Annotated in this window: 9 protein-coding genes; all 9 read left to right on the top strand. The window is 33.4% G+C overall.

Features of this window, described 5'->3' with window-relative positions:
• Window positions 1-21: 21 nt before the first annotated feature.
• Window positions 22-924 (top strand): nucleotidyltransferase family protein, encoded by a 903-nt coding sequence (locus KO493_RS01150; protein ID WP_216066122.1) that lies wholly within the window; start codon window positions 22-24, stop codon window positions 922-924.
• A 1-nt stretch (window position 925) separates the two neighbouring features.
• Entirely contained in the window at window positions 926-1990 is a 1065-nt protein-coding gene (locus tag KO493_RS01145) for a phosphotransferase enzyme family protein (RefSeq protein WP_216066121.1), read from the top strand.
• A gap of 59 nt (window positions 1991-2049) precedes the next feature.
• On the top strand, window positions 2050-3357 hold the full coding sequence (locus KO493_RS01140) for a sugar MFS transporter (protein ID WP_216066120.1): 1308 nt from the start codon (window positions 2050-2052) through the stop codon (window positions 3355-3357).
• A 44-nt stretch (window positions 3358-3401) separates the two neighbouring features.
• Window positions 3402-5330 carry a glucosamine-6-phosphate deaminase gene (gene nagB / locus KO493_RS01135; protein ID WP_216066119.1) on the top strand — a complete coding sequence of 643 codons (1929 nt, stop codon included), beginning with the start codon at window positions 3402-3404 and terminating at the stop codon, window positions 5328-5330.
• A gap of 92 nt (window positions 5331-5422) precedes the next feature.
• Entirely contained in the window at window positions 5423-7183 is a 1761-nt protein-coding gene (locus KO493_RS01130) for a DUF885 domain-containing protein (protein ID WP_216066118.1), read from the top strand.
• Between the two features lie 243 nt (window positions 7184-7426).
• Complete coding sequence (gene pruA, locus KO493_RS01125; RefSeq protein ID WP_216066117.1) at window positions 7427-9052, top strand: L-glutamate gamma-semialdehyde dehydrogenase; 1626 nt, start codon at window positions 7427-7429, stop codon at window positions 9050-9052.
• 129 nt (window positions 9053-9181) lie between these two features.
• Window positions 9182-11821 (top strand): VPS10 domain-containing protein, encoded by a 2640-nt coding sequence (locus KO493_RS01120; protein ID WP_216066116.1) that lies wholly within the window; start codon window positions 9182-9184, stop codon window positions 11819-11821.
• 1178 nt (window positions 11822-12999) lie between these two features.
• Window positions 13000-13392, top strand: coding sequence for a BfmA/BtgA family mobilization protein (locus KO493_RS01115; RefSeq protein ID WP_216066115.1), 393 nt, complete (start codon window positions 13000-13002; stop codon window positions 13390-13392).
• 3 nt (window positions 13393-13395) lie between these two features.
• Window positions 13396-14137 (top strand): MobB family relaxase (gene mobB / locus KO493_RS01110; protein WP_216066114.1); only part of this gene is annotated, 742 nt, incomplete at its 3' end.

Below are 14137 nucleotides of genomic sequence, written 5' to 3'. Positions count from 1 at the left end.
AAAAGTTTAATGAAATTATAAATGAGTAAGCCGACACTTGTCATATTAGCTGCCGGAATGGGCAGTCGCTATGGTGGACTAAAACAGATGGATGCGTTTACACCACAAGGCGATACTATTATAGATTTTTCAATTTATGATGCGCTTCGTGCTGGTTTTGGGAAATTTGTTTTTATCATAAGAAAAAGTTTTGAGAATGAGTTTCGAGAAATTTATGATAAAAAACTAAAAGGAAAAGCAGAAGTAGCCTATGTATTCCAAGAGCTAGAACATGTTCCTCAAAAATACATCAATCCTGAAAGAACAAAACCTTGGGGGACGGGTCATGCGCTTTTAATGACTAAAGATGTGATTGAAGAGAATTTTGCTATAATAAATGGCGATGATTTTTATGGTAGAGAAGCTTTTGAAGTCATGGCAAAATCCTTGACAAAAAAAGATAAGCATTCCTATGATTTTAGCACCATGGCTTATTTGTTGAAAAACACCGTTTCAGACCATGGTTATGTGTCAAGAGGTGAATGTCATGTAAATGAAAATGGCTATTTATTAGATGTTACTGAACGCACACATATTGAAGGAATAAATGGTGCTTTAGTGAGAAAAGACGATAGTGGTAAATTTATTCCTATTGATGAAAACACAATCGTTTCAATGAATTTTTGGGGATTTACACCAAAGTGTTTTGAGTTTATAGACCAATTATTTGAAGAATTTTTAAAAGCGAATACTAAAAATTTAAAAGCAGAATTTTACTTACCATCTATAGTCAATCACATATTAAAGTCTGGAAAAGCACGTGTGGAAGTTTTAAAATCTGAAGCAAAATGGTTTGGTGTTACTTATAAAGAAGACAAAGTAAACGTTCAAAATGCGATAGAGCAATTGAAGGCACAAAATATATATCCAAAAAACCTTTGGTAAGATGACACAAGAACAATTAATACATAATTTTAACCAATTCAACCATTTATCCGAGTATTCGTCTCATAGAGAGTTGGTGTCTGGTCATATAAACGATACGTTTTTAGTGAAAACGAATGAAGAACCATTTTATATTCTTCAACGTATCAATCATTTCGTTTTTAAAGATGTACCGGGTTTAATTTCAAATAAAGTAAGCGTAAGTAAGCATATTCAAAAAAAATTAGCTCATTTATCAGAGACACAACTTAATCGATTCGTATTAACTTTTGTTCAAGCCAAAAACGGAAATTACTATTATAAAGATGAGAATGGTAATTATTGGAATGTTATGATTTATATAAAGGATAGTGTAACTCATGACATTGTTACTGATAAAGAAGTTGCTTATGAAGGAGGGAAATTATTTGGAGACTTTTTAAACCTTACTAACGATTTTGATGCCTCAGTTTTATCAGAAGTTATTCCTAAATTTCATGATATGTCTTTTAGGTATTCACAATTTCAATCTGCATTACAATCAGTTTCAAAAGCACGTCTTTTTAAAGCGAAATCTTTAATAGATCGAGTTGTAGAATCAAAGGAAGAAATGCACATTCTTCAGAACCTTAAAGAAACAGGTGCTATCAAGTTAAGAGTTACCCATAACGATACGAAAATATCAAATGCCTTATTTACAAAAGATAATAAAGGCCTTTGTGTGATTGATACAGATACTATTATGCCCGGAATTGTGCATTATGATTTTGGAGATGCTATAAGAACCATTTGTAATTCAACAGCTGAAGATGAATCTAATTTAGATCTTGTTGAATTTAATGTTGAATATTATAATGCCTACAAAAAAGGATTCTTAGAAAAAATAGAAGCCTCTTTAACACCTTTAGAATTAAAATATTTGCCTTTAGGCGCCAAAACTATGATATTCATTATGGGTATAAGGTTTTTAAACGATTATATGAATAATGATATTTATTACAAAACAAAATACCCTGATCATAATTTAGACAGAGCAAAAAATCAATTTAAACTTATTGATAGTATGATGGCTCAAATGGCAGTGTGATTTTAAAAAAAAATCAAGGTTTTCAATCTGAAGGTCCATCAATAATTTAAACTATTCTTATGACACAAGCATCTAAAAGTAGTAATACCATAGCCATAGCGATTATAGCAGGCTTATTTTTTATATTCGGATTTGTAACTTGGATTAATGGGGCATTGATTCCTTTTATGAAGACCATCAATGAGCTAACAGAAGCTCAATCTTATCTTGTAGCATCAGCTTCCTACATATCTTTTGTGGTTATGGCGTTACCAGCATCTTATATTTTAAATAAAATAGGTTACCGCAAAGGCATGTCTTTAGGCCTAATTATCATGGCAATTGGAGCTTTGGTGTTTATTCCCGCCGCAGAGGCAAGAACGTATTGGGTGTTTTTATTGGCCATATTTATTCAAGGTTTAGGAATGACCATATTGCAAACCGCGGCAAATCCTTATATAACTATACTAGGACCTATTGAAAGTGGCGCAAAACGTATAGCTATTATGGGTATTGCTAACAAAACAGCAGGTGCCTTGGGATCGTTAATATTCGGAGCATTGTTACTTTCAGGTATAGATAACGTTAAAGAAAAGCTATTAACCGTTAGTGCAGCAGAAAAAGGAGTGCTTTTAGACACTATGGCCGATAGTGTTTTTACACCTTATATAATCATGGCAATAGTGTTGTTTGTTTTAGGAATACTCATTAGAAAAGCACCACTTCCGAATGTAGAAGCCGATGTTGAGGAGGAACCAAAAGCGGGAGAAACAACAAAAACAAGTATCTTTCAATTCCCTCATTTATGGTTGGGTGTACTCACTTTATTTGTTTATGTTGGAGCAGAGGTTATAGCAGGAGATACTATTATAGCTTATGGAATATCACTTGGTTTTTCAGCGGAAGACGCTAAATTTTTTACCACATTCACGTTAATGGCAATGGTGGCTACATATGCTTTGGGTGTTTTTTTAATTCCAAAATATCTTAAACAAGATATGGCTTTAAAAATAAGTGCAACCTTAGGTATATTTTTTAGTATTTGTATTTTAAATACAACAGGTTTTACCTCAGTATTATTTGTAGCAGCTCTAGGTATCGCCAACGCATTGGTTTGGCCAGCAGTATGGCCATTAACTCTAGCTGGATTAGGGAAATTCACAAAAACGGCTTCGGCATTATTAATTATGGCAATTGCAGGAGGGGCTATTATACCTCCATTATATGGTAGAATGGTAGACGCCACAAAACACGACTTGGTAGCTACGGGTATAGAACAAGTAAATGCAATTTCAACCGCTTCAACCAGTAGTTATTGGATTTTAATTCCATGTTATTCCATTATCCTGTTTTTTGCGATTTGGGGTCATAAACTAGGAAAAAAATAAAGGAATAATTCTATAGGATTAAAATAGATTTTAAAAATAAAAACATGTTAAAAAGCACCATAGACAAAGCAACAGGTTTTGAAAAAAGATTTGAAAACATAGGCACAGTAGTTTACGAAAATTCAACTGTAGCATCAAGAGCAATTGCACGAGAAATAGCCGACTTGATTAATGTTAAACAAGCTCAAAAGCAACCTTGTATATTAGGATTGGCAACTGGTTCTTCACCAAAAAGCTTGTATGCAGAATTGGTAAGACTACATACAGAAGAAGGTTTAAGCTTTAAAAACGTTGTAGCCTTCAATTTGGACGAATATTATCCCATGGAACCAGATTCTGTAAACAGTTATGTTCGCTTTATGAAAGAGCAGTTGTTTAATCATGTAGACATATTACCGGAGAATTATCATGTTCCAGATGGACAATTATCCAAAGAAAACATTTCCAATTACTGTGATGCTTATGAAGCTAAGATAGAAGCAGTAGGTGGTATTGATTTACAAATATTGGGAATTGGTGGTAATGGCCATATTGGCTTTAATGAATCTGGATCACTTCAAAATTCAAAAACTAGATTAATAGCGCTAGACCATATAACCAGAGTTGCCGCAAGTGGTGACTTTGGTGGTTTAGATAACACACCTAGAACAGCTATTACCTTAGGAGTTAAGAAAATCATGGAAGCTAAAAGAGTCATTCTTATGGCTTGGGGAGAAGGTAAATCAAACATTATTAAAGCATCAGCAGAAGGCGAAGTGACAAGCCGAATTCCAGCATCTTATTTGCAGGAACATAACAATGCTACTTTTATTTTAGATGTGGCGGCAGCATCAAAACTAACAAGGATTAATACGCCATGGTTAGTTGAAAAAATCACTTGGACAGATAAACTTATCAAAAAAGCGGTATTAAGCTTAGCGCTTCATTTAAAGAAACCAGTTTTGATGTTAACAGATGATGATTATATAGAAAACGGCATGAGTGATCTGCTTGCAGATTCTGGACCAGCGTATGACATAAACATTAAAATATTCAATAAGCTTCAAAACACCATTACAGGTTGGCCAGGAGGTAAACCAAATGCAGATGATAGCAAACGTCCAGAACGTGCAGAACCAGCAAAAAAACGTGTTATTATTTTTAGTCCTCATCCAGACGATGATATCATTAGTATGGGAGGTACTTTTAAAAGATTACATGAGCAGGGCCATGAAGTTCATATAGGCTATCAAACCTCTGGTAACATAGCAGTTGCAGATGATGAAGCACTTCGTTTTGCAAGTTTTGTTTGTGATTACAATGAACAATTTGGACTTGAAAACACTGAAGCTAAAGCTATTTACAAAAAAGCAGTAGCTTTTCTTAAAAACAAAAAATCAAGTGAAGTTGATACAGAAGAAGTAAGATATATTAAAGGATTAATTAGAAAAGGAGAAGCAAGAGCTACATGTCATTTTATAGGTATTCCAGATGAACAAATTCATTTTATGGAACTTCCTTTTTACGAAACAGGCGCTATAAAAAAGAACCCAATTGGTGTGGCAGATGTAAAAATAACGTCAGATTTAATTGAAAAAATAAAACCACATCAAATCTATGCAGCTGGAGATTTAGCAGATCCACACGGAACACATAAAGTGTGTTTAGATGCTGTTTTTGCTGCTGTAAAACAGTTGAAATCTCAAAAATTCATGAATGATTGCTGGGTTTGGTTATACCGAGGTGCATGGCAAGAATGGAGTATTGATGAAATAGATATGGCAGTGCCAATGGGACCAGATCAGGTTTTGGAAAAACGTAAAGGTATTTTTAAACATCAATCACAGAAAGACGGCGTCGTTTTTCAAGGTGCAGATAGTAGAGAGTTTTGGCAAAGAGCAGAAGATCGAAATAGAGAAACAGCAGATTTATATGATGAACTAGGTTTATCACATTATGCAGCAATGGAAGCTTTTGTACGATGGTATTATTAGCATAATAGGTTTTTTATTTATAGTTCATAGATATATGAATTGTGAGCGAATGTTATGAAAGCACTAAAAAATATAAAAATACACACAACAGGATGATTGGAATATTAAATCTTTTTACCAAAAGGAATCGCTTAATTTTTTTTACATGCATATCTTTATGTCTATTGTACGGTTGCGGAAATAATGAAACAAATACACCATCAATAGATTTACAGAATATTATTGAGGACTACCAAAACCATAAAGGATACGATAAAAAGGAGTTTCCTTTAGGATTATTCACGAAAGAATATTACCAAAGTGAATCTGAATTTGCAAAAACTAAGTTGAATGAATTATCTAAAATTGATATAATAGGTTTAAATGATACAGAGCAGATTTCACTCGAACTTTTAAAGTTTGTACTTCAAGATAAAATTGATTTTTATGAGTTTGGAAGGTATTTAAACCCGTTACTCTCTGATGCTGGCTTTCATACGGCCTTAGTATATAAGGTAAAACCATTGGCTAATTATGAACAGGTAAAAAAATATTTGAATGAATTAAATGCTATTCCTGATTTTGTAGATCAGCATTTTGTTAACCTTCAAGAAGGATTAGAAAAAGGGGTGTCTCAATCTAGAGTTATTTTTAATGGTTATGAGTCAACATATAACGACCATATTGTAAAGGACTATACGGATAGTTTCTACTATTCACCATTTAAAAGTTTACCAAAAAACTTAACAGAAACACAAAAAGATTCCGTTTTAACAGTAGCAAAAACGCTTATTGAAGATGTTGTAACCCCTCAATTTAATAGAATAAAAGTTTTTTTTGAAACCGAGTATCTTCCAAAAACAAGAACCTCAATTGGTGCCTCAAACTTACCTAATGGGGACTTGTTTTATCAAAATAGAATTAATTATTACACCACAAGCACAAAATATACTGCTGATGATATTCATCAAATAGGATTAGACGAAGTTGCTCGTATAAAAGTTGAAATGCAAAAAATCATAAGTGATTTAAATTTTGAAGGAAGTTTTGCTAATTTTTTTAAATTTCTAAGAACTGATGCCCAATTTTATGCAAAAACACCAAATGAATTATTAATAGCAGCGAGAGATATAGCAAAACGAGTAGATGCTCAACTTCCAAGATACTTTAAAACATTACCAAGAAAACCCTACGGCGTTGCACCGGTACCAGATGCCATTGCACCAAAATACACAACTGGACGTTATGTTGGTACTTCTAAAAACAGTACAGAACCAGGTTATTATTGGGTAAATACTTATGACTTACCCAGTAGAACATTATACACGCTACCAGCATTAACAGTTCACGAAGCTGTCCCTGGACATCACTTACAAGGCAGTTTAAATAAAGAGTTAGGAGATAGTATTCCGAAGTTTAGAAAAAACTTGTATCTATCAGCTTATGGAGAGGGTTGGGGATTGTATTCTGAATTTTTAGCAGACGAAATGGGGATGTATACCACACCTTACGAACAATTTGGGAAGTTAACTTACGAAATGTGGCGAGCTTGCCGTTTGGTGGTCGATACTGGGATTCATTCAAAAGGATGGACAAGAGCACAAGTGGTAGATTATATGGCCTCAAATACGGCTTTATCTTTACTTGAAGTGAACACAGAAACGGACCGATATATTTCATGGCCAGGTCAAGCACTTTCTTATAAAATAGGAGAATTAAAAATTAGAGAGCTTAGAAAAAAAGCAGAAAAAGAATTGGGTTCTGAATTTGATATTCGTGAGTTTCATGAAATAATTTTAGAACAAGGTACAGTTACCTTATCCATATTAGAGAAGAGAATTGATAGATATATAGAACATGTGAAAAATAAATAAAACACTTTTGAATTCTAAAATATAAGGATGCAGAATGGATTGTAAAACTATGCGTAAGAAGCAAAAGTGTTTTAAAAGAATGCGAATGAATTCGTAAAGGTTTACCAGTTGAACTTCGCAAGCAAATAAACTGAATTAATTATTAACACTATTTGACAAGACTAATACCCCTTTGCTGATTTTAACGTGTATAATTATAAATAATATTTACTGAAAATTTAATAACAAAAAAACAATATTGATATGAAAGGCTTTTTTAATGTACCAATTGCTATAAACGAACCCGTAAAATCTTATGCTCCTGGATCACCAGAACGTGATGCCGTGCTAAAGACTTATAAAGACATGTTTAATAGTAAAATTGATGTTCCTTTATATATAAATGGAAAAGATGTAAAAACTGGAAATACCAGAACCATGTCTCCTCCTCATGATCACCAACATGTGGTTGGAACGTATCATTTAGCGGAGCAATCTCACATAGATAACGCTATTTCTACGGCTTTAGAAGCTAGAAAAACATGGAGTCAAATACCATGGGAACAACGCGCTGGTATCTTTTTAAAAGCTGCTGAACTTATTGCAGGGCCTTACCGAGCTAAAATAAACGCAGCGACTATGATCGCGCAGTCAAAAAACATTCATCAAGCTGAAATTGATGCCGCTTGTGAGTTTATAGACTTCTTGCGTTTTAACGTACAGTTTATGACTGACATTTACATGGAACAACCAGAAAGCACAAGCGATGCTTGGAATAGAGTTGAATACCGTCCGCTTGAAGGATTTACATATGCTGTAACACCATTTAACTTTACTGCTATTGCAGGAAACTTACCAGCATGCATGGCATTAATGGGTAATGTAGTAGTATGGAAACCTAGTGATAGTCAGGTGTATTCTGCTAAAGTGATCATGGATGTATTTGAAGAAGCTGGTGTGCCTCCAGGAGTCATCAACGTTGTTTTTGGAGATCCAGTGATGATTACAAATACCGTTTTAGCGAGTCCAGATTTTTCTGGATTACACTTTACAGGCTCTACTTTTATCTTTAAAGAACTTTGGAAACAAATTGGGAACAATATTCACAATTATAAAACCTATCCTAAAATTGTTGGAGAAACTGGAGGGAAAGATTTTATAGTGGCTCATAAGTCTGCAAATCCTATACAAGTAGCAACAGCTATTGTTCGTGGTTCTTTTGAATTTCAAGGACAAAAATGTAGTGCAGCCTCTAGAGCTTATGTTCCAAAAAGCATTTGGGATGAAGTTAAAAAACAGGTTATCAAAGATGTTAATTCTTTTAAAATGGGGTCTCCTGAAGATATGAATAATTTCATAACGGCTGTGATTCATGAGGGGTCTTTTGATAAACTAGCTAAATATATAGATCAAGCTAAAGTAGATTCAAATGCTGAGATTATTGTGGGTGGTGGTTATAACAAAAGTAAAGGCTATTTTATTGAACCGACAGTTATTGTAACAACAGATCCAAAATACACAACCATGTGTACAGAGTTATTTGGTCCTGTAATGACCATTTATGTTTATGAAGATGACGCTTACGCAGAAACATTAAAACTTGTTGATGAGACTAGTGAATATGCCTTAACGGGTGCCATTATATCTAAAGACAGATACGCTGTGACTCAAGCTACCGAAGCTTTACAAAACTGTGCGGGAAACTTTTACATTAATGATAAGCCAACAGGTGCTGTTGTAGGACAACAACCTTTTGGAGGCGCTAGAGCTTCTGGAACGAATGATAAAGCAGGAAGTGCTCAAAACTTATTACGTTGGGTATCACCTAGAATGATTAAAGAAACATTTGTAACCCCTACAAATTATCGTTATCCGTTTTTAGGAGAGTAAAAGGATTCATATGGTAACCGCTCAAAATAGTGGTTGCAAGTCATTGAAAATGAGTGTGTTTTTTTCTTTGATACTTCTGTTTTTACAAAAAAAGGTGTTTTAATTTGTCTTACTTTAAATAATTTAACAATGAAAAATCATTCAATATTAAATAAAATTTCAGTCAAAATAATTCTTGTTTTGTCTATTATGTTAACTGTATTTTTATATTACAATAACACGTCAGATAAAAATCCGAAGTCATTAAGTTCTAAAAAAAATGAACTTTCTAGCTCATCTTCTATTCGAGGGGTTGAAAAATCAAGACAAAGATATTTGGCTGGTATTTCAGAACAATTAGATGCAAACGGTTTCATTATACCTGAAAGTGAGCAATTAAAACATCTTGATGAGATTCAAAAAGAAAAACAAAACCTAACACTATCACCAGAATGGAAACCATTTGAACAAAACTCACTTTCTAATCTTGAAAAAAGAAGTAAAAACAAGGGTTTGGCTACGCTAAATAGAATACATATTTCAAAAAACAATGATGAGGTAGTGTTTGCAGCAACAAATTATGCGGGGCTATGGATGAGTAATGATGGCGGTCAAAACTGGAAAGATCTTACTAATACTAAAATACCAGTTACTTCTGTTTGGTGTGTTACAGATGCTCCAAAAAAACCTAACCTCATATTGTTAGGAGACAAACTATCAATTTACAGAACAGATGACACAGGAAATACCTGGACTAGAGTGCATGAAACAAATTCTAAAGTCATAGACATCATCTTTAATCATAAGAACAGCAAAAAAGTATATGCTGCAACCGAAAAAGGTGTATTATATAGTAAAGACGCTGGTATTACTTGGAGCAAAGTTTTAGACGTTAAAGCTAATGCAATGAGAATGCACCCTTTTAACTCAAAAGTTTTATATGTTTCTGAAATTGTAGAAGGTGAAGTAAAGATTTGGGTTACAAAAAATGGAGGCAAATCATTCACTAGTAGTAGCTTACCAGATATAACGAAAAGAAACGCAGGTAGAACTAGAATGGCCGTAAGTGCTGCCATGCCTTCTAATATTTATTTGGTTACAAATAATATGGAAAGCTATGGGTTTGGTGCTTTGTACCTTTCTAAAGACGAAGGGAAAACATGGGATATTATTGGCTCACAGACAGATGGTGGTCCATATTCTATTAACAAGCCCAATGTTTTAGGTTATTCTGAAAATGGAGATGCAGCTGGTGGTCAATTAAATTACTGCTTTGGCTTTTCCGTCTCTCAAAGTAACCCTCTAGAAATTTATATTTCTGGCATAGCTTTGTGGACATCAAAAGATGGAGGTTTAACTTGGGAAAACCATTGTAAATGGTACCCGACAAATGAAAACAAAGACAAACACTTGCATCCAGATATACACGATATAATTGCCTATAACAATACGATTTGGGTTGGGCATGATGGTGGATTAAGTTATTCTAATAATAAAGCAGAAACTTTTAGTGACCGTACTGAAGGAATAAATGCCTTAGAAATATTAGGGTTTGACATTAACTTTCACAATCCCAATTTAATTGCTGCATCATCAATGCATGTTGGAAGTATGTTTCAAAATACTAACGATTTTAATGGATGGTTAGCTATGGGAGGTGCAGATGATAACTATTGTGGATTTGGTATTGTGAATGACAAACACCTTATTCATGGTGCTGGCTATCAATATAATCAATATTCTTGGGTAGACTCATCACTTGAAGGAAAAAACATTAGAACCTTATCTAAAAAAGAACCCAATGGAGAAATTTCTACACATAGATTAAACCATCAGATACTATTTCAGGGACTTACTAAGCATAATGGCACTACAGATAATAACGGTAGTACGCTTCATAGAAGTACAGACTTTGGGCAAACTTGGACAGAAGTCTTGAATGACTCTTTACATAGTGATGATGGTCGGGGCTATAATTCCAGACAATATGCAGCCAAATCAAAAGTAATTGCTTGTTGGAACAATCCAGAACGTTTATACTATAAAAATGGAAGTCGGATTTATGAAAGTGTTGATAACGGAGTTAATTGGAAAATTATTTATAATTTTAATACTACTCTTACTGAAGAACAACTTAAAAGTAGAGTGCATAAGTCTAGAATTCTAGATTTAATAGTTGATCCAAAAAATGATGACACGATATATGTTACAACCAGAGGGTTACTAGAAAGTCCCGTTTTAATTTCTAAAGATGGTGGGAAATCTTGGTCAGATTTTAGCCAAGGAATTCCAAAAGGAGCAGGTCGTGCTAATACAATTGTGTATCAAAGAGGGAGCAACGGCAGCTTATATCTAGGTACCTATAGAGGTGTTTATCACAGGAACGGAAATGATAATTCTTGGAAACCGTACCATAAAACACTTCCAGTTTGTGATGTGATAAAACTTAAAATTGACTACAAAAATAATAAATTAGTTGCAGCTACTTTCGGGCGAGGAATCTGGATGACCAAATTAGTTAATAACTCAAATGACGATTTGAAAATTACTTATAATACGAAGTTTCTCAAAACAAAAGACACATTAAATTTGGTAGATTATTCAGTCTATAAAAGTGACCCAGTTAGCTATGAATGGATTGTATCTGGACCTGAATCTTTTACTTCTAGTGAGAAGCACCCGAGTTTTAAATTAATCAAAAAGGGAATCTATGACATTAAATTAACCAGTACATTCTCGAACGGTAATTCTAAATCTAAATTAATTTTGAATTCTATAAGTGTAAAATAAAATATTTCAATTGATTTTTACGTATGGGTAACGGCTCAAAATAGTGGTTGCTTAAACTGTTTTTGTTAATTCTTGTAATTATGAGTATTGCGAATAGGTTTTGAAGTGAGTTTAGTTTTATCATATGTTCTCTAATTTTTTTATTCTCGTAAAAACTAGTGCAAAACGCAAAGTGCTATTATAATATACTGTCCCTGATAAGGGAATACAGTTAAATGTATAATTTCATTTGGACTTGTAACAAAAAGTGGGCTTTTAGCTGAGAGATTTAAGCAGCTATAATTCGGTTTAAAAGCTCAAAAAGTCAGTTAAGTAAATAAGTATAACCACTAATTATCACTTAGATGATTAGGCTTTTTAATATTTTTTTTAAAAGTCATTTAGCACATTCCTCTACATTTCGCGAAAAACTTCATTCCGAGAAAAGCGGTTCACTTCAACATCTTGAACACAGTCGCAGAAAAAGCGACAGCGTTCGCCTAGCAAAAAGATTACCACAACCTATTTCTACACAAAGTTTAAAATTCTGCCCGAGACGAACTGCATAACCGTTCGCTCACTCACTTTTATAAGTCCTTACTCAATCAAAATTTTAGTGTCAGTTACCGAAAAGGTAACGGCGGTGGCGCTATGGGAAGTAAGTGAATAAAATTGAATTGAATCACGTTCTGTATCATTTTGTTACAAATAAATGATGTATTTGTCAGGATACATAGAATTCCATACCAAATGAAAAGGAAAACGCTGAAGATATAATAAGTATGTGGATAAATGTCATTATGGCAACTAATTTAAACCAATTAACATCATCTATTATTGGCTTAGGTTTTGACGTAATATGCTTTAGTCAGATTAAAAAAACATCAATGTTTGATGCTATTTCATAAGAATATTATAAAAAGTAAGATGGATGTTTCTTAAAAAGATGATTTTTGGTAATTAAATCGAAAGGCTTTTTAGCTTTAGATATAAAGTACTGCAAACCCGAAATAAAATGAAGGGATTGTATAGCAAGAGGGTAACACGGCAAGCCGATGTTACAATTTTCAGTTTTTACAAAACACTAGCAAAATCAATATCTAACAGTGATTTATCATTTTCGTTTATGAGTTTTATGCAATGTTTTTTCAGAAAAAAACCTCGCACCCCAATAGAAACAACAAATTTTTTCAGAAAAAATGGATAAAGGATTTGAAAAAGAAAGCTTTGAGAAACTTGGAATTAAAACTTCAGTAGCACAACGATTTAGGGAATTTTGTAAAAAAATGTCTAAATCACAATCTACGACATTACTTCTAATGCTAGACTTTTTTGAAGATAATGGAATTTCTCCAAATGAAACTTTAGGTCCAAATATGCAAACATTAGAGCGTGAAATTAAGAAGCGAATTAATGCAGTAATCGCCATCATTAAGGATATCGAAAAGCACCACGATAAACCAACAACCGCGATGTTACAATCTTTGTTTATGGAGTTTGAACCTAAAGAAAAAAAACTCATTTTAGAAAAGGAAGTCAAGGAAAAGAAAGTCCGATTTGTAGAAAAACAAGATTCAAATAATCAATTATAAATTATGTATATCACAATTACAGCTCAAAAATTAGGAGGAGATTATTCACAAAGTTCAGCAGATTTTGCTGATTATCTGGAGAAGGAAAATCAAGGTTTGGAGCAAGAAGATATTGAACACTTTTTTAATCAATATGGCGGCGAAATTGAAGCTAAGGAAGTGGTAAAAGAAATTGATGCTAATACTGCAAAATTGAAAAAGAAAGAACCAAAGTTTTATTCCATTACAGTTAGTCCAAGCCAATCTGAATTACGAAAATTACAAAGCAATTCTGAAGATTTAAAGAAATATACCAGAGCGATAATGAATGATTATGCAACGTCCTTCAATCGTGAAATTAATGGTAAACCGATCAGCGTAGATGACATAAAATATTATGCAAAAATTGAACATCAACGAACATTTAAAGGTACAGATAAACAGGTGAAAGAAAACCAACCTTTTGCAACAAAAATACTTCAGTTAAAAACGGATATAAGGAAAACAGAGAATCATCAATTAGATGGAAATATCGATAAAATGAAATCCCAAATAGCAAAACTTGAAGCTGAAGCACCACACCAACAAAATGGAAAACGGATTGTTCAAGGCATGAAAAAAGATGGTAATCAGAGTCACATTCATATTATCGTGAGTCGAAAGGATGCATCAAATTCTGTGAGTTTATCCCCAGGATCAAAATACAAAGCTTCTGAAGTTGAGATGCATGGTAAAGTTGTAAAATGGCTATTTCGGAGTGATGGTG

Source organism: Pseudotamlana agarivorans, from assembly GCF_018860245.1.
Taxonomy (GTDB): Bacteria; Bacteroidota; Bacteroidia; order Flavobacteriales; family Flavobacteriaceae; genus Pseudotamlana; species Pseudotamlana agarivorans_A.
This window is presented reverse-complemented; position numbering and strand designations above follow the sequence as displayed.